The 22578-nt window shown below is 71.4% G+C and carries 22 protein-coding genes; 17 read left to right on the top strand and 5 right to left on the bottom strand.

Annotated features, from left to right (window positions below):
- Positions 1 to 180: 180 nt before the first annotated feature.
- Positions 181 to 408 (top strand): hypothetical protein, encoded by a 228-nt coding sequence (locus AC067J_RS34045; protein WP_478305860.1) that lies wholly within the window; start codon positions 181 to 183, stop codon positions 406 to 408.
- 157 nt (positions 409 to 565) lie between these two features.
- Positions 566 to 2575 carry a transglycosylase domain-containing protein gene (locus AC067J_RS34040; RefSeq protein WP_478305858.1) on the top strand — a complete coding sequence of 670 codons (2010 nt, stop codon included), beginning with the start codon at positions 566 to 568 and terminating at the stop codon, positions 2573 to 2575.
- A 45-nt stretch (positions 2576 to 2620) separates the two neighbouring features.
- On the opposite strand, the gene AC067J_RS34035 is transcribed toward AC067J_RS34040, so the two are convergent.
- From AC067J_RS34035 to AC067J_RS34025, 3 genes are all read right to left on the bottom strand, one after another.
- Positions 2621 to 3880 (bottom strand): polysaccharide deacetylase family protein, encoded by a 1260-nt coding sequence (locus AC067J_RS34035; protein ID WP_478305857.1) that lies wholly within the window; start codon positions 3878 to 3880, stop codon positions 2621 to 2623.
- A gap of 166 nt (positions 3881 to 4046) precedes the next feature.
- Complete coding sequence (locus AC067J_RS34030) at positions 4047 to 4415, bottom strand: cupin domain-containing protein (RefSeq protein WP_478305855.1); 369 nt, start codon at positions 4413 to 4415, stop codon at positions 4047 to 4049.
- A gap of 120 nt (positions 4416 to 4535) precedes the next feature.
- Entirely contained in the window at positions 4536 to 6071 is a 1536-nt protein-coding gene (locus tag AC067J_RS34025) for an AMP-binding protein (protein WP_478305853.1), read from the bottom strand.
- Positions 6072 to 6543: 472 nt separating this feature from the next.
- Here AC067J_RS34025 and AC067J_RS34020 point away from each other — a divergent pair, with 472 nt between their 5' ends.
- From AC067J_RS34020 to AC067J_RS34000, 5 genes are all read left to right on the top strand, one after another.
- Positions 6544 to 7800 carry an MFS transporter gene (locus AC067J_RS34020; RefSeq protein WP_478305851.1) on the top strand — a complete coding sequence of 419 codons (1257 nt, stop codon included), beginning with the start codon at positions 6544 to 6546 and terminating at the stop codon, positions 7798 to 7800.
- A 212-nt stretch (positions 7801 to 8012) separates the two neighbouring features.
- Positions 8013 to 8951 (top strand): TauD/TfdA family dioxygenase, encoded by a 939-nt coding sequence (locus AC067J_RS34015; RefSeq protein WP_478305849.1) that lies wholly within the window; start codon positions 8013 to 8015, stop codon positions 8949 to 8951.
- 429 nt (positions 8952 to 9380) lie between these two features.
- Positions 9381 to 10367 carry a class I SAM-dependent methyltransferase gene (locus tag AC067J_RS34010; protein ID WP_478305848.1) on the top strand — a complete coding sequence of 329 codons (987 nt, stop codon included), beginning with the start codon at positions 9381 to 9383 and terminating at the stop codon, positions 10365 to 10367.
- Between the two features lie 90 nt (positions 10368 to 10457).
- Positions 10458 to 11201: an FAD/NAD(P)-binding protein gene (locus AC067J_RS34005; RefSeq protein ID WP_478305846.1), complete on the top strand. Its 744-nt coding sequence runs from the start codon at positions 10458 to 10460 to the stop codon at positions 11199 to 11201.
- 133 nt (positions 11202 to 11334) lie between these two features.
- On the top strand, positions 11335 to 11931 hold the full coding sequence (locus tag AC067J_RS34000) for an alpha/beta hydrolase (RefSeq protein ID WP_478305844.1): 597 nt from the start codon (positions 11335 to 11337) through the stop codon (positions 11929 to 11931).
- Positions 11932 to 12039: 108 nt separating this feature from the next.
- Here the strand turns inward: AC067J_RS34000 and AC067J_RS33995 are convergent, their stop codons facing one another.
- Together AC067J_RS33995 and AC067J_RS33990 are read right to left on the bottom strand one after the other, a co-directional pair.
- The gene (locus tag AC067J_RS33995; protein WP_478305842.1) at positions 12040 to 12600 is read right to left on the bottom strand and encodes a GNAT family N-acetyltransferase; all 561 of its coding nucleotides are present in this window, start codon (positions 12598 to 12600) and stop codon (positions 12040 to 12042) included.
- Positions 12601 to 12795: 195 nt separating this feature from the next.
- Entirely contained in the window at positions 12796 to 13479 is a 684-nt protein-coding gene (locus AC067J_RS33990) for a sulfotransferase family protein (protein WP_478305840.1), read from the bottom strand.
- Positions 13480 to 13839: 360 nt separating this feature from the next.
- Between AC067J_RS33990 and AC067J_RS33985 the strand changes: the two genes are divergently transcribed.
- From AC067J_RS33985 to AC067J_RS33940, 10 genes are all read left to right on the top strand, one after another.
- A complete protein-coding gene (locus AC067J_RS33985) occupies positions 13840 to 14100 on the top strand; it encodes an acyl carrier protein (protein ID WP_478305838.1) in 261 nt (86 codons plus the stop codon).
- A gap of 33 nt (positions 14101 to 14133) precedes the next feature.
- Entirely contained in the window at positions 14134 to 15411 is a 1278-nt protein-coding gene (locus AC067J_RS33980) for a condensation domain-containing protein (RefSeq protein WP_478305836.1), read from the top strand.
- Between the two features lie 222 nt (positions 15412 to 15633).
- The gene (locus AC067J_RS33975; RefSeq protein ID WP_478305834.1) at positions 15634 to 16551 is read left to right on the top strand and encodes a phenylalanine 4-monooxygenase; all 918 of its coding nucleotides are present in this window, start codon (positions 15634 to 15636) and stop codon (positions 16549 to 16551) included.
- Between the two features lie 16 nt (positions 16552 to 16567).
- Positions 16568 to 17494, top strand: a complete 927-nt coding sequence (locus AC067J_RS33970; RefSeq protein ID WP_478305832.1) for a zinc-dependent alcohol dehydrogenase — start codon at positions 16568 to 16570, stop codon at positions 17492 to 17494.
- 61 nt (positions 17495 to 17555) lie between these two features.
- Positions 17556 to 18905 (top strand): preATP grasp domain-containing protein, encoded by a 1350-nt coding sequence (locus tag AC067J_RS33965; protein ID WP_478305830.1) that lies wholly within the window; start codon positions 17556 to 17558, stop codon positions 18903 to 18905.
- Positions 18902 to 20194: a type III PLP-dependent enzyme gene (locus AC067J_RS33960; protein ID WP_478305828.1), complete on the top strand. Its 1293-nt coding sequence runs from the start codon at positions 18902 to 18904 to the stop codon at positions 20192 to 20194. Before AC067J_RS33965 ends, AC067J_RS33960 begins: the two co-directional genes overlap by 4 nt.
- Positions 20191 to 20451 carry an acyl carrier protein gene (locus AC067J_RS33955; protein WP_478305826.1) on the top strand — a complete coding sequence of 87 codons (261 nt, stop codon included), beginning with the start codon at positions 20191 to 20193 and terminating at the stop codon, positions 20449 to 20451. Before AC067J_RS33960 ends, AC067J_RS33955 begins: the two co-directional genes overlap by 4 nt.
- Positions 20452 to 20613: 162 nt before the next feature.
- On the top strand, positions 20614 to 21057 hold the full coding sequence (gene acpS, locus AC067J_RS33950) for a holo-ACP synthase (RefSeq protein WP_478305824.1): 444 nt from the start codon (positions 20614 to 20616) through the stop codon (positions 21055 to 21057).
- On the top strand, positions 21054 to 21899 hold the full coding sequence (locus AC067J_RS33945) for a cupin-like domain-containing protein (protein ID WP_478305822.1): 846 nt from the start codon (positions 21054 to 21056) through the stop codon (positions 21897 to 21899). Before acpS ends, AC067J_RS33945 begins: the two co-directional genes overlap by 4 nt.
- Before the next feature lie 519 nt (positions 21900 to 22418).
- Positions 22419 to 22574 (top strand): hypothetical protein, encoded by a 156-nt coding sequence (locus tag AC067J_RS33940; protein WP_478305821.1) that lies wholly within the window; start codon positions 22419 to 22421, stop codon positions 22572 to 22574.
- Positions 22575 to 22578: the final 4 nt, after the last annotated feature.

Here is a 22578-nt window from a genome sequence, read left to right as displayed (position 1 = left end):
CCTGGGCGAGCTCAAGCTCCACCACCTGCCCTGGCCTCGCGAGCAGCTCCTCGACCTCGGCGTGACGCCGGTCGAGCTGCGCGTCACCCTCTCGTACTTCGTCGAACCGAATCCCGGCCGGCAGGGCGTCCTTGGCCAGCACACCCACGCGTCCCACCGCGGCGGTTCGCGATCAAGGGCGTGGAGAACCTGGCCGACTTCGAAGCACGGGTCGCGAAGGACGCGCAGACCGAGGACGACGGCATGACCACGGTCGGCAAGTTCGAGGGCGACAAGGCCTGGCTCGTCGGCTCCGACAACCGCAACCGCGGCTCCCTGCGCTTGGCCTGGAGGGCGAAGAAGCTGGAGCCCGTGCGGTCGATCAGGATGGGCTGTCCGGGGTCCGGCGGCACGGCAGAGGAGGCCTGACGGAACGTCACATTTGTTGTTCCAAGGCCCTGGTGGCCGTCAGGGGTGTGTCGGTGTGACCATGATCACGCCGATTGGCTGCTGTCGTGGTCCGGCCCTCACCGCATCTATCCGTTCGAAGGGGTTCTGTACCCACGAACGAAGCGGAGAACGGACTGTGCGTGCACAGCGAGCTGGCGGGGTCGAGGAAGAGAAGCCCGGGCGTCGACGGTGGCGGCCTCTGCGGTGGGTCGACTATCCGCGCAGGGGGCGGCGCGGAGTCCGGCGCTGGCTGCCCTCCTGGCGGCAACTGCTCCTGGCGGCGTCGCTGGGCGTCCTCGGCCCGACCGGGTGGCTGGCCTGGTTCTACACCGTCACGCAGGTGCCCGAGGACCTCAACGCCTTCGCCACCCAGCAGAACAACGTCTACTACTGGGCGGACGGCACCGAGATGGCCCGCGTCGGCGAGACCAACCGGCAGGAGGTGCCGCTCGACGGCGTCCCCGAACCGGTGCGGTGGGCCGTGCTCGCCGCCGAGAACGAGACCTTCTACTCGGACCCCGGGATCTCCGCCAAGGGCATCGGCCGCGCACTCTGGCAGCTGGTCTCCGGCGGCGAGACCCAGGGCGGCTCCACCATCACCCAGCAGTACGTCAAGAACATCTACCTCAACCAGCGCCAGGACTTCTCCCGCAAGCTCAGCGAGGCCGTGATAGCCGTGAAGCTCGACGACCGGATGAGCAAGGACGACATCCTCGCGGGCTACCTCAACAGCAGCTGGTTCGGCCGCGGCGGCTACGGCATCCAGCGCGCCGCCGCGGCCTACTACGGCAAGGACGTCTCCCAACTCGACGTCAGCGAGGGCGCCTTCCTCGCCGCCCTGCTCAAGGGCGCCGGGCGGTACGACCCGGCACTGAGCACGGCCAACCACGAACGGGCCGAGGAACGGTGGGCCTGGATCCTGGACCGGATGGTCGACACCGGAAAGCTCTCCCGCGCCGACCGTGCCCGGTACACCGTCTTCCCCGAGCCCAAGCCGCAGCCGAAGTCAGCCGGTCTCAGCGGTCAGGTCGGCTACCTGGTCGACATGGCCAAGTCCTACTTGGAGAGCCACACCGACATCACCCCCGCCGAGTTCGACCTCGGCGGCCACCAGATCCACACCACCTTCGAGAAGCCCAGGGTCACCGCCCTCGGCGTCGCCGTCCAGGAGGCCACGAAGGGCATCGACCCCGGCGCCCGAGAGACCGACAAGCTCCTCAAGGTCGGAGCCGCTTCCGTCGCCTCCGACGGGCGGATCGTCGCCCTCTACGGCGGCCCCGACTACCTCAAACAGGGCTTCAACAACGCCAACACCTCCACAGTGCCGCTCGGTTCGGCCTTCACCCCGCTGGTCTACGCCGCCGGACTCGACCAAGGCGTGCAACGCGCGCGGGGTGCCACCCGTACCCCGGTCACCCCCGGCACCACCTACAACGGGGACAACGGGGTCAACGTGATGACCCCGGAAGGCCCGTACTGGGGACGCGACGGCAAGATCGCCAAGACCGCCAACGACGGCAAGCGGGACTGGGGCCAGATCACCCTGCGCGGAGCCGTCGAGCAGTCCGTCAACGGGCCGATCATGCAACTCGGCCTGGACATCGGCCTCGAACGGGTGCAGAAGACCGCCGCCGCCCTCGGCCTCCTCCCCGGCGCCATGGGCGAACTCAGCCCCGGCTTCGCCGTCGGCAACTCCACCCCCAGCGCCATCCGCACCGCCGACGCCTACACCGCCTTCGCCGCCGGCGGCAGCCGCACCGACCCGTACTCCGTTCTCCGCATCACCCGCAACGGCGAGCCGCTCGCGCTGCGCCTGCCCACCGCCGTCCAAGCGCTGCCACCGGCCGTCGCCGCCGAGGTCGACGCGGCCCTCAAGGGCGCGGTCCGCGGCGGCAGCGCCGGCTGGGCGGCTGAAGCGGGGCCCGATCCGGCAGCGAAACCCGGCACCACCCCGGACCGCACGGCGGGGTGGGCGGTCGGCTACAGCGGACAGCTCGCCACGGCGGTCACGGTCTTCCGGGCCGACCTGCGGGACATGAAGCTGCTGTCCCTCGAAGGACTGGGCGGGGCCGGTCCGGACGCCCTGGACTCGACGCTGCCCGGCCGGATCTGGGGCACGTACATGAAGGCGGCGGGCGGGCAGTAGGAGGGTCGGGCGGCTGCGGCCGGTCCCGCAGCCGCCCGGCGGTCGTCACTTCACCAGCCGCGACCAGTCCGCCGGCTGTGCCGGGTCCAACTGGCGCAGCTGGTCCAGCACCTTCGGGTCCTGGGCGTCCAGCCAGTCGGCGACCTGGCGGAACGAGGCGCAGCGGACCTCCTCGCGCTTGCAGACGCTCTTCATCACGTCCTCGATCGCCTGCATGTAGATGCCGCCGTTCCAGTCCTCGAAGTGGTTGCCGATGAACAGCGGGGCCCGGCTGCCGTTGTAGACCCGCTCGAAGCCGGCCAGGTAGCTCTCCCGGGTCGCCTTCTCCCAGGCGTCGAACTTCTTCGGGTCGCCGTTCGTGGTGGTGCCGGACTGGCCGGCCAGGTAGTTGAAGTCCATCGAGAGGCTCTGGGAGGACGTGCCGGGGTTCGGCAGCAACTGCAGCGGGAAGTTCCAGACGCCTTCCTTCTTCACCGGCCACACCTGGAACTCGCCGGGCGAACTGGCGTCGTAGCGGAAGCCCTTGGCCTTCTCGACGGGCAGCAGGTTCTTCTGGCCCTCCAGGCAGGGGGCGCGGCCGCCCACCAGTTCCTTGGTGTAGTCGAAGGGGAGCGGCGGGACGTCCTTGTAGCCGGTGTTGGTACGCCAGTTGGTGACGAAGGACATCGCCTGGTCGAGCTCGGACGCCCACTCCTCGTTGGACCAGTCGCCGCCCCCGCCGGGCTTCGGGCCGCAGAAGTGCCCGTTGAAGTGGGTGCCGATCTCGTTGCCGTCCAGCCAGGCCAGGCGGAGCTGCTCCAGGGTGTCCTTGATGTGGGCGTTGGTGGCGAAGTCGATCGATGCCGAACCCGCGTCGTGCTTCGGGGGGCGGTAGAGCGTGCGTTTGGACTTGGGAAGGAGGTAGAGGCCGGAGAGGAAGAACGTCATCTGGGCGTTGCTCTCCACGCCCAGCTTCCGGAACCTGGAGAAGAGGCGGTCGTCGCCCTCCAGGGCGCCGTCCCAGGAGAAGACCACGAACTGCGGCGGCTTCTCCCCGGGCTTCAGCCGCTCGGGCTTGGGCTGCTTGGGCTGCGGGCCGGTGTCGGAGGTGGAGCCGTCGCCGAGCAGCTTGACCTGGCCGTCCCAGGCCGGCGCGGGCGTGGGCGTGGGGGCCGGGGCCGGGGTCTCGGCGGGGGCCGAGGGCGTGGGGCTCGCGGGCGTGGTGGCGGTGGCGGTGCCGGTGGCGGTGGGTCTGCTCCCGGGGGTGGAACATCCCGTGCTCAGGACAAGCGCTGACGCGACCCCCACCGCCAGCAATCCGGTCACACCGCGAGCATTCCGCACCGTACCTCCGCCAATTCGTCCGACCGTTCGATCACTACTGCACTGATTAGATGTGATGAACAGTCACGAAGGTTGCCTGGATGTCGAATTGAGGTTCGAGGGAGCGGATCTCGAACCGGGGGTCGCCGCGGTCTGCGCCGCCGCGGGATCAGGGCCAGGGGCTCTCGTCCTCGTCGATGAACCTGACGTGCCGCTCGTCCCGTTCGTCGAACGCCGGGGCGACGGTCAGGACCATGTCCATCGCCCCGAAGTAGTGGATGCGGGTGTTCGGCGGGACGGTGACCAGGTCGGTGGCGCCGACCTCGACCGGCTCGCCGTCCAGGTGGAACACCCCGTGTCCGCCGACGACGTAGTAGATGTAGGAGCTTCGTACGTTGTAGAACTCCTGGAAGTGGCCCCGCTCGACGTGCACGTGGACGACCGTCGCGGACGGGTCCTGTCGGCCGTAGACGGTCAGGTCGACGCCGTGCTTGTTGAACCTCGCCGCTTCCTCGGCCGTGTGCCTGTACGTGGCCATCGTTCGGTTCCTCCTGAGCGGCAGGGCGAGGGGGCGACAAGGCGAGGGGACGACGGGGTGGCAGGGCGAGGGGGCGACGGGGCGCCGACCTCCCGGCGCCCCCTCGGGCCGGTGCCCGGGTCAGTCGGGCAGCTCCTCGGCCCGCCGCCGCAGCGCCAGCCGGTCCACCTTCCGGTTCGGGTTCAGCGGGAGCTCGTCCAGGTGGACGTACCGGCGCGGCAGGGTGCTGGACTGCAGTACGGCGCGCATGGCATCGGCCAACGTCGACTCCGGGACTTCGGCGCCGGTGTAGAACACGACCAGCTCCGTACCGTGCGCCGCGGGCCTCGCGACGGTGACGGCGTCGCGCACCCCGTCGCACTCGCGGACCAGGTGATCGACCTCAGCCAGCTCGACGCGCCACCCGTGAACCTTCACCTGCGAGTCCATGCGGCCGATGTAGGCGAGTTCGCCGTCCGGATTCGCGCGCACCCGGTCGCCCGTGCGGTACCAGCGCCGGCCGTCGAACTCGACGAACCGGCCTTCGTCGTCGGCCGGATCGAGGTAGCCGTCCGTCATCTGCGGTCCGGTGACCCAGAGTTCGCCCTCCACGGACGAATCCTCCCCCTGCTCGGTCACCAGCCGGAAGTCGTGGCCCTTGTGCACCCTCCCGATCGGCACGGTCCCGTTGACGCCGCGCCTCGCCGACTCCTCGCCGGACCAGCGGTGGTAGGAGATGCCGATCGAGAGCTCGGTCGGTCCGTAGCGGTTCTCCAGCTTCGATCCCGGTGCGGCCGCCAGCCAGTCCTCGACGTCCTGGCAGCGCAAGGCCTCCCCGCCGAAGATCGACCACTTCAGGCCGCCGAGCGCGCCCTTCTCCAGCCCGCCCATCTCCCGCGCCATCCAGATGCCGCTCGGCGTGGAGTGCCAGATGGTGACTCCGTGCTCGGCGAGGAACGCGGGGAGGTCCCGGTACGCCGACGGCGGGATCACCTGGATCGTCGCACCCGCGCCCCACGCGGCGAACACGTCGTGGATCCCGGGGTCGAAATTGAGGTCGTAGGTCTGGCCGAGTACGTCGTCCGGTCCGAAGTCGCACCGCCGGGCGAGCTGGTCGAAATAGTGCGCGAAACCGCCGTGCAGAACGGGAACGCCCTTCGGGGTGCCGGTCGAGCCCGAGGTGAAGAGAATGTACGCCCGGTCCGAATGGGACACCCGGACCGGCTCGGTGAATTCCGGGTGGGAGGCCACCGGGATCGTCGGGAACCCGTACGCGGAACCGTCGGTGTCGAGGATCCGGACGGGCCTCTCCCGGCCGGTGACCTCCGGCAGGACCGCCAGGCCGCGTTCGTCGACGATCAGTGTGTCCAGCCCGGCCGCCTCGATCATCCGGCGGGTGAGCTCGGTGGGGAAGGCCGGCTGCAGCGGGACGACCGTGGCGCCCGCGTACAGGACCGACAGCAGGGCCGCGTAGGACGTGATGCTCTTGCCCGCCAGGACTCCGACGGCACGAGGGGAACCGTTCGCCACGAGCGACCCCGCCCAGCGCATGGCCGTGTCGTGCAGCTGCCGATAGGTGGCGACGTCCGATCCGATCCTCACGGCGGGGCGGTCCGGGGATATCTCCAATCCCCGCAGGAATCGCTCGACCAGCGTGAGAGGCACGATATTTGCCATTCCCTGTCCCTCGGTCGTGAAATCGTCATTCGGCAGGACGACCGATCGTCCGTCGTCGAGCCAGTAGATTACCGACCGGCCCGGCGAACTGTACTGACACCCGGCAGGGCTCCGGTGAAATCCGACCCTCGGCATTTCCGCCGTCCGCGCGGCCTCCTCGGCCGGGTGGCCACGGCGGCGCCGGGACCGCGGAGTGCGCCCCGGAGCGGAGGCCGGGTTCGATCGCCCGGTGCCCCGAGGGCGAGGACGGTGGGGTGGCCGGCGCCGGCGCTGCCACCCCACCACCTGTGCGTGCCGGGGCGGTTCCGGGCGGCACCGGGCCGACGGAGCCGGCTGTCCGCCGCTCCGGGGACCTGTCCTATGTCAGGACACGGGCACCGACCGGCCCGGCTAGCGTGCGCACATGCCCCGAGCCACATCAGCTGTCCCGCCGCCCGCCCCACGGAAACCGCTGGCACGCCTGCTCCGCCGGATGGGCCCGCCGTCGCCGACGGCGGGCCGGGTCAGCGCCCAGGCGCTGGTCTACGGAATCGGCACCGGCAGCTTCTTCACCACGAACGCGGTCTTCTTCACCGAGGTCGTCGGCCTCTCCGCCGCCACCGTCGGCCTGGGCCTGACCATCGCCGGGCTCGTCGCCGTCGTCTTCGCCGTGCCGCTGGGCCGGGCCGCCGACCGGGCCGGCCCGAAGGTCGTGTGGGCGGCGGCGTCCCTCGCGGAGGCGGTCTGCTACCTCGCCTACCCGGCGGCTCGCGGGTTCGCCGCCTTCCTGGCGGTTGTCATAGCCCTCGGACTGATCAACGCCGCCGGCTCCGCCGGGTACGGCGCGTACGCGCTCAACCTCTACACCGGAGAGGACCGGATCGCGGCGCTCGCCTACAACCGGAGCGCGCTGAACGCCGGGTTCACCGTCGGCGCGGGCCTGGGAGGCCTGGCGCTCGCCACCGGGAGCGACACCGTCGTCCGGCTGCTCCCCGTCTTCGTCGGCGTGGTGATGCTCCTCAACGCGGCGATGATCTTCCGACTGCCCGGCGGGACCGCACCCGTCCGGGAACCCGCCCGGCCGCGAGGGCGCGAGCCGCGCAAGCTGGGGAGCGCGCTGCGGAACCGGCCGTTCTTCGCCGTGTCCGTCCTGGGCGGTGTCCTGTCGACGAACCAGGTGATCCTCTCCGTGGTGATCCCGCTCTGGCTGGTCGAGGAGACCAACGCGCCCCACGTGCTGCTGGCGGGGCTGTTCGCGACCAACACCCTCATGGCGGTGACCATGCAGACCATGACCGCCCGCGGGACCCACACACTGGCGGGCGCCGTCCGGGCGACGTACCGCAGCGCCGGCTGCTTCGCGGCCTCCTGCGTGGTCGTCGTGTTCACCGACGGCAGCAGTGCGGCGTGGCTGACCATGGCCCTCGTCTGGGTGGCGCACATCGTCCTGACCGGTGCCGAGCTCTTCCAGGCGGCGGCCGGCTGGGGATTCACGTCGCTCCTGTCCGACCCGGCCCGGCGCGGCGAGTACCAGGGCGTCACCCAGGTCGGCCAGACCATCGGCACCGTGTGGGCGCCGGCGGCCTACACCTACCTCGCCATGAACTGGCACACGGCGGGCTGGCTGGCCATCGCCGCCATCGTCGGCCTCGCGGCCGTCGCCACCCCGCCCGTGGCCCGCGCCGCCGAACGCTCGCTCGGCGCGGCCGCCGAACCCTCGCCCGGTCCGGCGGCGGTCAGCGCCCCTTGAACCCGCGGCCCGGGGCGACGACGGACCGCCGGCGCCCCGGCGGAGCCCGGAGGCACGCGGCGTCCCGGCACCGACGGCCCGGCGGGGGCCCGGCACCGCGGGCGCCGCGCAACGAGCGCCGCGCAGCGGGGAACCGCCCATCCGTCGACGTGAGCCGGTAGGACCGGTAGTCGGTAGGACCAGTAGTCGGTAGGACCAGTAGGAGGAGACAAGTGAGCGAGATCGCCCCCGGGCCGGAGGAAGAAGCACCCGTTCCGTCCTTCGAGGCCCCGGCGGACTCACCGCTCTCGTGGCTGCGGGACATGACGGCGACCATCCGCGACCGACTGCTGGTGGACGGCGCGGTCCTCGTCCACGGGCTGCCGATGGACGGACCGGGCAGTCTGGCCGCGGCGCGGGACGCCCTGGGCATCGGCAGTTTCACCCCCACCGAGGTGTTCAACCGCCGGAGCGACTTCGGGGACGGCGTCATCTCGCCGATCAGCTGGCCGCAGGACCGGCACATCTGCCCGGTCCAGGAGAACTCCTTCAGCAGGACGTTCCCCTCGGTGGTGCTCACCGCGTGCATCACCCCGCCGGACGGCGACGGGAAGGCCTACCTCAGCGATGCCCGCCGGATCCCGGGGCAGCTGCCCGCACACCTCGTCGAGCGTGTACGGGCGGGTGGTTGGACCATGAACCGGGCCTTCCACGGCGGATTCGGCATCGCCTGGTCGGAGGCCTTCTCCGTGGCGGACCGTGCGGCCCTGGAGGAACTCTTCGAGGCGGAGGGGATCGAATCCGAGTGGCTGCCCAACAGCGCGCTGTACACGGTGCGGCGCCTGCCCGGCTTCGTCGAGCACCCGGTCACCGGGGAGGAATGCTGGTTCAACCAGCTCTCCTTCCTCAACGCCGGCAGCCTGGATCCGACCGAACGCGCCTACATGGCAAGGGCCTTCGGGAAGTACCTCCCGATGGACACCTTCTTCGGCGACGGATCGCCGCTCTCGGAGGAGGACGTGGCGGCCATCGACCACGCCTACGACGCGGTGAGGATCGACCTCTCGTGGCGCCCCGGCGACCTGCTGATCACCGACAACATCATCATGGCCCAGGGCCGGTCGCAGGTGCAGGGCTCCCCTGAGTTCCTCGTCGCCCTGGGCGGGAGTTAGGGCGTGTCCGGGCCGGACAGCGCCCGACAGCACCTGGTTCCGACCCTGGTGTCTATCAGGACCTCAGGAGCCGGGGTTCGGACAGACTGCTTCCGTGCTCCTGCGGCGTGACGTGCGGCCGCGAACGGAGGGCCGGTGGCCACGCCGTGGCGGTGGCGTCGGGGCCTGGGGGTTCCCGGGCATCGCGGTACGGCTCGTTCGTCCCGCTGCTTCCCGCGAAGCGGCGGCAGCGCCTCCCGCCACACCCCTGCGGGCGTCGACGGAAGCGGAACCGCCCCCGTCGCGGGAACGCGGTTCCGGGCGACGGATGACGGGCGACAGACGACGGGCACGGTCCGGCCCGAGCGACGTGGCTGCCCGCCGGACGGGCCGAGGCGGCCGGAAGCCCCCGCGGGAGGAGCACCGTTGCCATATCGAGGAGAGGGAAAGATGGGCACGAAGGTCAGCAAGGCCGAAGTCGTGGTGCCGGTGGGCGAGTTCTTCCGGATCGGGGGGACGGAGCGGATCAGGCCGTCCGTCAGGCTCGAACTGTCGGAGCACTCGTACCTTCCGAAGTCGGACGATCCGCGCGCCGACTGGGTGGCGAGCGTCGCCGTGCCCGCGTTCAAGGCGCTCTCCGGGAGGGGCTTCCTCGCTCCGCGGTTCTGCACGATCGGCACGGGCGCCGGCTTGGACGCCCTGGCGGCCGTGGAGATCCTGAAGGCGCGCACCGTCGGCTTCACCGACATCCACGACGACGTCCTCGAACACGCCCGGAGGAACATCCGGGCCAACCTCCTGGCGGAGGACGTCGAACTGGTCGGAGGAGTCGGCGATCTGCTCTCCCCGCTGGTCGGCAGGTTGTCGGAGGTCGATGTGATCTACGAGAACCTTCCCAACATCCCGATGGCCGAGAGCGACGATCTCGCCGACGGCCAGACGAGCTCGACCTTCATCCGGGAGCGCAGCGAGGAGATCCCCGGTTTCGCCGAGAAGAACCTCGTCACGCTGCACTACCTGGCCCTGCAGCAGGCGCACCCGGTCCTGCGGGTCGGCGGGCGCGTGCTGTCCTCGATCGGCGCACGCATTCCGGTGGGGGAGATCCTGGCTCTCTCCGGGGCCGCCGGCTACGACGGCAGTGTGCTGACCTACACGTGGAAGGTCCAGTCCGAGCCGGAGGAGGTGGTGGGTGGATTCGCCCGGTGGGAGCGGGAAGGCCTCGGCCCCTTCCACTTCTACCCGGTGAGCGTCCTTCGGGAGGCGTTCGAAGGCCTGTCGCCGGAGGCTGCCGGTGCCCGGGCACTGCGGATCGAGAGCGAACTGGTGCCGCACGAGATTTCGGCGGTGGACGCCCTGGCCCTGGTCGAGCGCGGCGAGAAGGTCGGGCACACCGTGGTGGTTCTCGATTCCGTCAAGGTCCCCGAGCCCGCACTCTGACGGCGGCAGGGCGGGCTCGTGCCCGTACCGGGACCCGTGTGCAACGAGTGCCCAGCCGACTGGGCCGAGGACAGTGAGGGGTGGGAGCCGATGGAGGACGCGCGGAGTCAGCGGAGCGTCGTCGCCGTCGTGGGACTCGGTGTGGCCGGTTCGCTCGCGGCGGTGCACCTGTGCGAGGCGGCGTCGGGCCGTCCGCGGGGCGGGCCGGTCGAACTGGTCCTCGTCGATCCGGGCTTCGGCACCGGAGCGGACCGGCCCCGCCGGGGGCCGGGTGAGCGCCGGCTCGAAACGCCTGTCGAGAGCATGAGTTGCTTCGAGGGCGACACCGAGCACTTCGCCCGTTGGCTGTGCCGGCGGGGCGAGTGTCCGTCGCGCACCGACCTGCTTCCCACCTGGCACCGGTACCGGACCTACCTCGCGCACACCCTCGGCGAGTCGATCATCCGGGCGAACGGAACGGCGACCGTGCGGCGGGTCAGGAACCGGGTCGAGCAGCTCGGCTCGGTGGACGAGTCCGGCGTCGTGCTCTACCTGGACGACGGCGACTACTGCCGCGTGGACTCCGTGGTGGTGGCGACCGGCCCGGGGTGCGCCTGGCTGCCGGACGACGGCGAGCGGTGGACGTCCCGGGCCGTGGACGACGACGCCGCGGACCCGGCTCCGCGCTGCGTCCGGACGGAGTTCCGCGCCCGTGGGGCCGGGTCCGGGGCCCGGTTGTACTCCCTGTCGGCCCGCGGCGGCACGGGCTCCGCCGGACCGGTGGACCAGGTGCCCCTGCTGCGCAGGGAAGCGGCCGAGGTCGCCGCTTCCGTATTCGTCGGCAGGGAATCGTGAAGGCCTTTTCGAAGAATTTTCGAAGGATTCTCACGGCCCTCGTTTCCGCTGTGCCGGAATGCGGCACGGAGGCGATGGAATTACCGCCTGAAAAAGCCTTCCCGGTACTGCGTCCCCGATATACGATAAAGAAATGACGAATGAAGACGAGGGAACGCCCGTCCGGGCCGCGGTGATCGCGCCCGGCAGGATCTACGGCCCGGGGACGTCGCTGCTGATGTTCAACCGCGAGGCGGTGGCACGGCGCGGGGCCTTCATGTACCCGGTCGAATGGGACCTCGGCAACGGGGACCTCTTCGCCGACGACGTGGACGAGATGATCAACGCGCGGGTCGCCGCCGCCGTCAAGGAGGTCGCGGCGGCCGGCGCGGGCGAGACGGTGATCATCGCCAAGTCGCTCGGTACACGGGCGGCGCCCGTGGCGGCCGAGTACGGCGTTCCCGCCATCTGGTTCACGCCGTTCCTGGCCGCTGCGCCGGTCGCGGAGAGGACCATCGCGGCGCTGCGGCGGGGCACCGCGCCCTTCCTGCTCGTCGGGGGGACGGCCGATGAGTTCTGGGACGGGGACATCGCCCGGTCGCTCACTCCGCACGTGGTCGAGATCGAGGGCGCCGACCACAGCATGTTCGTGCCCGGCCGCCCCCTCAGGGAGTCCGCCGCCGTGCTCGGCGAGGTGGCAACGGCGGTGGAGCGCTTCCTCGACGAGGTCGTCTGGCCCGGCGGCCGGTAGCGCCGGGGCCGTGGGAAACGGTGGCCGGCGCCGTCAGGGAGCGCCGGTCGGTCCCGAGTGCTCCACGCTGGTCGACACCCCGGCCGCGGCCGGGGTGTCGACCAGGCGTCACGCGGGACTGTCGGGGATTCGACCGGACGGCGCGGCCGGGGGCCGCATACCGAGCCACTGCTCGGCGTCCCAGGCCTCGAAGCGCTCCACCTCGGTGAACCCCAGCCTCGCCGCGAGACGCATCGAGGCGAGGTTGGCGCTCTGGGTGGTGAGTACCACCGGCTCGCCGGGAAGCGCGCCGGCGAGCCAGTCGAGCGCCGCCGTGCACGCCTCGGCGGCGTACCCGAGGCCCCATGCCCGCGGCAGGAACAGGTAGCCGAGATCGGCCTTCCCCGCGGCGGCCGGGCGGCGGTGCCCCGTCGCCCGGCGGAGCAGGACGTGGCCGATCATCGACCCGTCGAGGTCGACGACGAAGCTGCCGGGCCACTGCTCCGGCACCGCGGCCAGTTCGCGTTCGAGGTCGCCGCGCGGCCGGGGGCCGCCGACGTAGGCGTTCACCTCCGGCGATGCGAGCAGTTCGATGAACGCGGTACGGTCCCCGGCCTCGGACCCGCGGAGTACCAGCCGCTTGGTCCTGATCGGCTCGGGTGGCCAGGACACGGCTCCGAGATCTTCCATTCGCGCACCCTAACAGGTAGATGGGACAAGCGAGTTGCCGGTGCCGGGGGGCACCGGGGGAGGGGGCCCGGCTGCCGGGATCCGGACGAAGGGCCCTCCGGCACCGGCCCGACGCGACCGCCGGCCCGACGCGACCGCCGGCCGCCCGCCGGGAGCCGCCGTGCTCCCGGCGCCGCCCCGGCCGGAGCGGCGGAGCTACAGGTCCATCCCCTGCAGGACCTTCAGCAGGCTGTCGACCTGGTACTCGTTGAAGACGGCGGAGCCGTTGACGTGCGGCAGCGGTGCCTCCGGGACGGGGACCTCCAGGAAGGCGCAGAGCGGCGCCCAGCCGTCCTTCGGAGACCACTCCAGCAGCCGGTCGGCCGGGATGGCCGCGCGCACCTGCTCGATGTGCCGCTCCATCGCCGCAGCCACCGCGTCCTCGTCGAAGACCTCCGGGTCGGGGCCGAACAACCCGGCGCGGGCGTACATGCCCCGCAGCATCAGGCCGTTCCGGCGCATGTCGGGATCGGCGGCCTCCACGGCCGCCGCCAGGTGGTGGGCCACCGTGTCGCCGTACGTGAGGCCCCAGACGGTCTCGCGCATGCTGCGGGCCCACGAGCGCCCGTCCCGCACGCTGAGCAGGACCTTCGCGTCCGGGTAGGCCTCGGCCAGCTCCCGGTAGTAGAACGACGCCGGGTAGTCGACCGCCGCCGAGAAGCCGTCGAATATCGCCTCCCAGTCCGGATCGCCCTCGTACGCGGCGATCCATTCGGACATGTGGTTCCGGTCGGCGGCCACCGTGTTCATGTGGTAGCAGGGGCCGTAGCCCAGCATCTCCAGCGCGATCTTCTGAGTCAGCGTCGCCGTGCGCGGCAGGCCGGCCCCGATCAGTTTCATGTGACCTACTTTGTGCTCGGAATGGGAGGTGTGGCGCTGATCCGCCCCTCGCCTCGGGTACCCGGAACCGGCTGGAGGCGGAAGACCGGAAGCGGTGCCGAGCACAATAGGCCAGGCGCCGGGAAATGTGTACTGACAGGTAACAGTACGGAATGCCACCCGCATCTCCCCGACAGTGCGGCCGGCGGCGCCGCATTCGCGGTCCGGCGCCTCCGGTGATTCCTGGAGGAATGCGCTCCGGGGCGCTGGTGGGCGCGGCGGCGGCTGGCTCGGTCCTGACCGCTGTCAGTACGGGCGCACCGTGCCGATCGGTAGTTTACGGGCCAAGAAATCCGGCGTGGATCCACGTTATGGGGAGCGATGTCAGAACGTACCGTAATCCTGACCAAGATCTGGCGACAGGTTCTCGGCAAGCCCGACCTCGACGAGAACTCCGATCTCCTCGACAATGACGGGACCTCTTTGCACATGCTGCAGATCGTCGGCGAGGTCCACCGGACCCTCGGTGTCGACGTGAAGCTGCGTGAGGTGTTCTCGCACACTTCGCCGCGAAGCCTCTCGGACTTCCTGGAGGGCAAGCAGGGGCAGGCCCCGACCGGTTCCCCCGCCAGCGATGCCTGACGGGCGCAGGGGGCGGGCAGCGGCGGGCCGGACGTGACGGCGCCCCGCGTCGGGGCCTCCCTGGGCCCGACCTCGCTCGCGGAAGAGGCGAGGCTGACCGGGGAGTTCGCCGACTGGAACAACCTGGTGCACAGGGCGGTGTGGATAACCGGGCCGTTGGACCTCGCCGCGGTGCGCGACGCCTGGCGGCGGGTCTGCCGGCGTCACGACGCGCTGCGCAGGACGTACGTCTCGGCGGACGAGGCGCGCACGCACGACGACGCCCTGAGCGAGGTGGAGTTCCGCACCGCGGAGACGGACGAGGAGGCGATCGAGACGATGCGCCGGTTCCTCGGTACCCCCTTCGCCCTGGACGGCCCGGGGTTCTCGCGGGTCGCCGTCGTGCGGCGCAGCGAGCGGAGGCACCTCTTCGGGGTCGCGCTGGATCACATCGTCACCGATCTGATCTCCTGGTTGCGCATCAAGGAGGACTTCAGGGAGCTCTACGACCGCGCCCTGGCCGGCGACGCCGGTGACGTGGCGGAGGCGGGCAGCTACCAGGGCTTCGCGTCGGAGCAGCGCCGCTTGTTCTCCGGTGCGTGGGGGGAGGAGGCCAGGGCCTTCTGGCGCTCCTACACCCGGGAGTTCGGGGCCTTTCCTCCGCGCTTCCCGGCCGGTGCCGGGCGCACCGGCGGGTACCGGCACGGGGTGGTCACCCGCGCCCTTCCGGCGGATGTCAGGGCCCGGGTGCACGCGCTCGCGCGGAAGGCCCGGGTGACGTCCTTCGCGGTGGTCTCCGCCGGCGTGCTCGCGGGTGCGCGGGAGGTGGCCGACGATCCGGCGGCGGGGATCTCCGTCGCCCATCACGGCCGCGCCCTGCCGGGTACCGCGCGGACCGCGGGGCTGTTCGTCCAGACCGTTCCGCTGCACCTCGGGGACCGCGCGGCGACTCCGCTCGAAACGGTCCGGCAGGTGTTCCGGCGGGCCCAGGACGTCTTCGAGTACGCCCTCCCGCTCACCGTCGCGGGCAGGGCCTGGAACGAGCCCCTGACGGCGGCGGACCGGGCGGCCGCAGGCCTCTACGTCGAGCTGAACGAGCAGCCGAGGTCCGCGTACTACACGCCGCTGTTCACCGGTACCGGGGCGGAGTACGTCGAACTGGGCCTGCCCGGCGACAAGGTCTGGGCCGAGACGGTGGCGGTGTCGTGGAACCTGTACGGGACGGGGCCGCAGCTCGTCGCGGACTTCGACGCGAACCGCTTCCCGGCCGGGGTCGTGGAGGAACTCCTCGGGGCGGCCGAGAGGTTCGTCCTCTCGGCGACGGCGGTCTAGGGAGTGCCCCGCCCGCCGACGCGGACGTTCCCGCCGGCCGGTCCCGGCGCCCCGGCGCGGCACGCGTGGATTTCCGGCCCGATTTCCGCACCGCGAATCCGCGGCCGGCTTGTTCGCCCGGCAAGGGAAGGCGGTCGGACGTGTGCTTCCGGGCCCGGGGTTCCGGAGTTCGGAGCGGAAGTCCTGACAAGCAACAGGACCGGGTTCCACCGCGCTCTGGCTATGGTGTCCGGCATGGCGGATCAATTCACTGAACCGATCGTGATGAAGGGGCGCCGGCCGGGGCCGGCGCTTGTCGAGAACAACAACGGCGACATATCGGTGACACTGCCCGAAGGCCATCCGGGATATGGCGATCAGCGCTACGTCGAGCGCCGTGAGTGGATCGCCGCCGCGGCGGTTCACGCCCGGCCCGGGGATTCCGCTCCGCACATCGTGTACTCGGAAAGCGACCGTCGGGTCTGGCAGGTGGTGACCGGGGAACTGCACGGTCTCCACCAGCGTCATGCGAGTTCGGTGTACCTCGAATCGCTGAGCGCGCTGGACTTTCCGTCGCACCGGCCACCGCAACTCCGGGACGTTTCGGACGCCATCGGGAGGGCGACGGGATTCCGGATGACCCCGGTCGCCGGAAGCGTCTCGGCCAGGGTCTTCTACGAGAGCCTCGCGGATCGGAACTTCCGGGCCACCCAGTACATCCGGCATGTCGCCCGGCCCGGCTTCTCTCCTGAGCCCGACATGATCCACGAGGTCCTCGGACACGGCCCGCACCTGGTGAACGAGGGCTGGGCGGAGTTGTACCGGCTCGCCGGGGAGGCCGTGCGACGCCTGCGGAACCCCGATGTCGTCGAACTCGTCTCGCGGATCTTCTGGTTCGGCGTGGAGTGCGGGCTGGTGTACGAGGGCGGCGAGGTCAAGGTGTGGGGGGCGAGCCTGCTGTCCTCCGTCAGGGAGCTCACGCGGTTCCGGGACACCGACATCAGGCCGCTGGACCTGGCCGCCATGGCGCGGCAGGACTACGACTCGCACGCCCATCAGCCCGTGCTCTTCGTGGCGGAGTCGCACGCCGCCCTGGAGGACTTCCTCGCCGGGTTCTTCAGCGCGGTCGAGGACGACTCTCCTTACGCGGTCAAATTCTGAGGGTGGGATCTCTTTCATGAAGGCTGTCATTCGGAATTCTGAGCGCACCGAGCTCGGTGACGTCCCCGAGCCGCTGCGACCGTCCGGTTGGGTCAGGCTCCGAGTGCTGCTGGCGGCGATCTGCCGTACGGACGTCCAGGCGGCAACCGGGCTCCTTCCGCTCGGGGGCACGAGGGTCCTCGGCCACGAGGTGGTCGGGGAGGTGGTCGAGGCCGACCCGACGAGCGGCTACCGGAGCGGGGACCGCGTGGCGGTGGCGCTGCCGCTGATCCCGTGCGGGGACTGCAAGGCGTGCGCCGACGGCGGCCGCTGTGCCCACCGGCTCATGCTCGGCGTCGACATCGACGGCGCGTTCGCCGAGCAGGTGGTCGTGCCCGAGGCGAGCCTGTGCGCCGTACCCGTGGACCTGCCGTTGGTCCGGGCCGCCTGCGTGGAGCCGATCGCCGCGATGTCCGCGGTGGTGAGGGCCCCGATCCGGCCCGACGGGCGGGGACTGGTGCTGGGCTCGGGCCGGATCGCCGACCTCACCACCAGGGTCCTGCGCGCCCGCGGCTTCGCCGACGTCGAGACCGCCCCGACCCCGGGCACCGCGGGGGGCGCGGCCGCCGGCGGGTACTACGACTTCGTGGTCGAGGCCGCCGGGACGGACGAGGCGCTCGACCTGGCGCTCCGGTCGGTCCGGCCGGGCGGGGTGGTCGTGTTGAAGAGCCGCCCGGCGGTGCCGCTCACGCTGGACGTGACCCGGGCCGTGCGCAATGACGTGACGCTGGCCGCCGTCTCCTACGACGTGCTCGACGACGTGGTGCGGCTGGCCCGCGACCTGGAGATGGACGACCTCCTGGGCCCGGTCTACCCGTTGGAGAGGTTCGACGAGGCACTGGCCGCGAGCCTGGACGAGCCGCTGGGGTCCAAGATCTTCCTCGCGCCGGACGGCGCCCGGTAGGCCGACACGAGCGTGCGGTGCCATGTCCTTGCAGGAGCCGTCCCGGTGTCGAGGAGTCGCAGTGGGTTTCGCCGATCGATTGAAGCGTGATCTCGTCGGGGACGAGAACGCGCGGTTCGTCCATCTCAACAACTTCGAAGTGGAACGCAGTTGGGCCGCCGGTGAACCCAAACTGCCGGGGGCGGGCATCTCCTTCGCCTCGGCGACGGTCAACCGCATGGAGGAGATGGGCGCACTGCTCGCCGAGGGCCCGGACATCGTGCTGCTGAAGTCACCGATGGACGGCGACTACGCCGCGTACCTGCGGTCGGTCGACGCCGCGGCGAGCGAGGTGGTCGCGGTCGAGGGGTCGCTGCCGGAGCGCACCGTCACGGAGGACGCGCTGGACTCGCCCGGGACGCTGGAGTTCCTGCGGGGGTTGGCGGACGGCCGCACCTACCTGATGCCGATGGGGATCTCCGCGGCGGAGGAGCGGCTCTCCGAAGCGGTGGGCCTGCCTCTGGCCGGCCCCTCCGCCGAGGTCTGCAAGCGGGTGAACGGCAAGATCTACAGCCGCCGCCTGGCCGACTCGCTCGGGCTGGCCTCCGTACCGGGGCTGGTGTGCGAGCGGGTCGCGGACCTGGCCGGGGCCATCGGTACGCAGATCGCCCGCGGCGGCCGGGCGGTCGTGAAGGAGTCGCTGGGCGTCTCGGGGCGCGGCATGGTGGTGCTGCCGGACGCCGCCGCCGCGGACCGGCTGCTCCGGCTGATCGGCCGCCGCGGCGGGCAGGCGCGGGCGGACATGGTGGTCGAGTCCTGGATCGAGAATGCCAGTGATCTCAACTACCAGTTCCTGGTGAGCCGTTCCGGTGAGGTCCGGTTCGAGGCGGTCAAGCAGGCGGTGCTGCGCAACAACGTGCACCAGGGGCACCGCTTCCCCGTGGCGCTGTCCGAGGAGCACCTCGCCACGCTGCACGAGTCGGCCCGCCTGATCGGCCGCGCGCTGCACGCCGACGGCTACTACGGAGTGGTCGGCGTGGACGCCGTGGTCGGTCCGGACGGCACGCTGTACCCCTGCCTGGAGATCAACGCCCGGTTCAACATGTCGACGTACCAGAGCCGGATCGCGGAGCGGTTCGTCCCCGACGGGCGGCACGCCATCGCGGCGACCTTCAACCTGAGGCTGTCGCGGGCGCACTCCTTCGCGGAGGTGGCCGCGGCCCTCGGCCCGTCGATGTTCGACGGCACCGGCGCCCCGGGCGTGCTCGTCAACAACTTCGCCACCCTGAACGCGGGGGTCGGCCCCGGTGCCGGGCCGTTCCACGGGCGCCTGTACGGCATCTGCATCGCCGCCGACGCGGACTCGGCGCTCGCCCTGCGGGGCCGGGCCGAGGAGCGTCTGCGCACCCTCGTGGAGAGTGGGAGCTCATGAAGATCCAAGGGATCGCCTACACAGATCTGGCGGAGCGGTTCGGCACGCCGCTCTACGTCTACGACGGTGACGTCCTGCTGCGGCGGCTGTCGGAGCTGTCCGAGGCGCTGCACCCCGCGCTCGACGTCTTCTTCTCGCTGAAGTCGAACCCGAACATCAGCGTGTTCGCCACCCTGAGGGAGGGCGGGGCGCACGCGGAGGTGTCCTCGCTGCTGGAGCTGCGCACGGCGCTGCTGGCCGGTGCCCGCCCGCAGGACGTCATCTTCCTCGGACCGGGCAAGAGCGACCAGGAGCTGGACGCCTGCCTGCGGGCCGGGATCTACGCCGTCGTCGCGGAGTCGTTCGAGGAGGTGGAGCGGATCGAGCGCCTCGCGGGCGGGCAGGGCGTGCGGCAGCGCGTCCTGCTGCGGATCAACCCGGCCCGCGCGATCAGCGGATCCCGGCTGACCATGGGCGGCAAACCGCGGCAGTTCGGCATCGACGAGGACCAGGTGCTCGCCGCGGGGGACCTGGCGTCGCGCTACCGGCACGTCGAACTGGCCGGCGTCCACGTCTACATGGGCACGCGGATCCTGGACGCCGAGGTGGTCGGGCGGAACACGCGCTACGTCCTGGACCTGGCCGAGCGGGTGGCGGCGGCCACCGGGATCCCCCTGGAGGCGGTCGACATCGGCGGCGGCCTGGGGGTCGCCTACTTCGAGGGGGAGGAGGACCTCGACCCGGCGTCGCTGGCGGGGGAGGTCAACCCGCTGATCGAGGAGTTCGCGCGGCGCCACCCGGACACCCGGCTGCTGATGGAGTCGGGCCGCTACCTGACCGCCCACGCCGGCACCTACGTCGTGTCGGTGCGCTACGTGAAGGAGTCGATGGGGGAGCTGTTCGCCGTGGCGGACGGCGGCACCAACCACCACATGGCCGCGGTGGGCATCGGCTCGTTCGCCAGGCGCAACTTCCCGGTGCGGCTGCTGAACCGCGCGGCGGACGAGGACGGGCTGCGGAACTGGAACGTCACCGGCCCGCTCTGCACGCCCAACGACACCCTGCTCAGGCGCGCCGCGTTGCCGCCGCTGCAGGTGGGTGACCTCCTGGGGGTCACCCGCTCGGGCGCCTACGGCCCCTCGGCCTCCCCCGGACTCTTCCTGGGCCACGGCTTTCCCGCCGAGGTCCTCGTCCGGGACGGCGAGGCGCACCTCGTGCGCAGCCGTGACCTGCCCGATGACATGTTGCGTCAACAACACCTGTACAGCCGGGCCGCGTCGCCGGCCGGCACAAGAAATGAGGTCTCGTGAACCGCGAGCAGATCGTCGAGCACATCCGCGTCGCGCTCTCCAGCGTGCTCGACCGGGAGGTCGAGCAGTTGGCCGAGGGCGTCCGCCTCGTCGAGGACCTCTCGCTGGACTCCACCAGCGTCATCGACCTGTTGATGGCCCTGGAGGACACCATCGGTGTGGAACTGGACGTGGAGGACCTGCAGCCCGAGGTGTTCCAGTCGATCGGCAGCCTCGCCGACTACCTGGAGACAGGGGTCCCGGGTGTGGCGGCCTGAAGCCGCCGGAGGCCGCCGGACGGCCGTGACCGGCACGGCCGCACCGGTGCGCTCCGGGCACCGCCGGCACGACGGGCACGGCCGGCCCGACCGCTGCGACCCGGAACGGCGGCACGGCGCCCGGGCGGTACGGACGTGCGGCGCCGCGGGAAGGGGGCCGGCATGAGGATCGGCGTCGACCTGCTCGCCGTCCGGCGGTTCGCCCGGATCGCCGGGCACCACCGCTACCGCTCGCTGGTCTTCACCGAGGCGGAGCTCGCCCAGGCCGCCACGCTGGGGCCGGAACGCCGGGTGGAGCGACTGGCCGGCCGCTTCTGCGTCAAGGAGGCGACCTGCAAGGTCCTCGGACGGGGGTTCTGGCAGGGGATCCGTTGGCGGGACATCGAAGTGCTCGGCGACCCGTGGGGCAGGCCCGTCGTCACGTTGAGCGGGGGTGCCCGGAGGGCGGCCGACGAACTCGGCCTGACCGAGGTGGCGGTGACGCTCACCCACCAGGCCGATCTCGTGGTGGCGGTGGCCGTGGCGGTGGTGGACGACCGGGGAGCCGCTCACCGGCCGCTCGACCGGCGTCCGGCCGTTCCTTCGGACCAGGGGGGTGCTCCGTGACCGGTCGCGGCCCGGGTGCCGGCATCGACCGGAACGAGTTCATCGAGAAGCACCTCGCCGGGAACGTGCCGCTCGTCGCGAGGGACTGCTTCCCGCGGACGGGGCCGCTGGCTCCGCCCCGGGAGCTGGATCTGCTGGCGCGGAGGTTCGCGGAACGCCACGTCCCCGTCTTCGACGACCTGTTCGAGATGCAGCGCACGGTCAGGTTCGGCGACTTCGTGTCCACGATGGAAGGAGGGCGGCCCGACGAGGCGTCCGTGCCCTACGTCCGCTGGTACGCCAGGCAGCGCCACTTCCAGATGATCTGTGCGGACGATGCGTTCGCGGAACTGGCGGAGTTCTGGGCGGCGCCTTCCTGGCTGCCTTCGGCGGGCTACGTGTTCCCGCCCGTCGAGGGGGACGCGGATCCGGTGTGGGACAGCTTTCCCGCCAAGGGCATCTTCGTCTGCGCCGCGGGCGGGCGCACCCGCCTGCACGTGGATCCGTGGGCGAGCGATGCCGTCCTCTGCCAGGTCACGGGGGAGAAGCGCTTCGTCCTGTATCCGCCCGGCGCGGCGGAGTTCCTGTCGGACGGTTCGGCCGTGGTCGACCTGGACCACCCGGACGACGTGCGGTTCCCCGACTGGGGATCGGTCCGCCCCGCCGTCGAGGCGACGCTCTCCCCGGGGGACGCCGTCTTCATTCCCGCCGGGTGGTTCCACGCGGCTGTCGCCCTCACGCCCAGCGTGTCCATCACGTGGAACTTCGTCCACGAGGCGAATGCCGACCGGTTCGCCGCGTATCTCGAATCCGGTGGCGCGACGGACCCGACGGTGCGGCACTTCCGCGCGACCCGACCCTGACGCCCCGTACCGCTACCGCCCTTTCCGCGACCCGTCGATCCGCAGTTCCCGACGGGGCTGCGGAATCGGCGGTTCCCGGCATTCCCGGCACGTCCGGGGGCCGACGAGGGGCCCGGTGCGACGGGTCCGCAACGACTGAAACGAGCCGATCCGATCGGTCCGGCAGCCGGCCGGCGTGCGGGCCCGTCCATTCGTCGTCGGCGGTGAGGGGGCGGGGCGCGGCCGTGCCGGGGGTCGTGGAGGCGGTCGCCGGTGGGACGGGAGCGCAGTACCGGGAGGTGGTCGTCCGCGCCCTGGGGTGACGTCCGGTTCCGGCAGTCGGCCCGGCGGGCCCTGACCGGACGCGAACTCCGGGGCCGGGAGGCCCGGGGAGCGATGGCCGAGATCGTCTGCTGACGGAGGATCAGGTCGAATGGCCGTTGACGGCGTTCGCGACTGGTCACTAGTGTAATTTCACATGGCATATGTCACGTGATTATCGACCGAGTGGCCATTGCATACCCAGGGGGGGCTAACAGAATGAACAGGAAGCGTGTCGTACGGGTCGCCGGAGCGGATCCGGCGGTGGCGGCGGAGAACTCCGGGCCCGTCCGGACCGTCCAGGAGGCCGCCGCCGGGGAGGCCGGGGAGGCCCCGCGGGGCGGCGGACCGGAGGGCCACGAGCGCGGGTGGTGAACGC

Source organism: Kitasatospora sp. NPDC042419 (assembly GCF_056437345.1).
The sequence above is the reverse complement of the archived record's forward strand: the minus strand, read 5'-3'. Positions and strand labels throughout refer to the sequence as shown.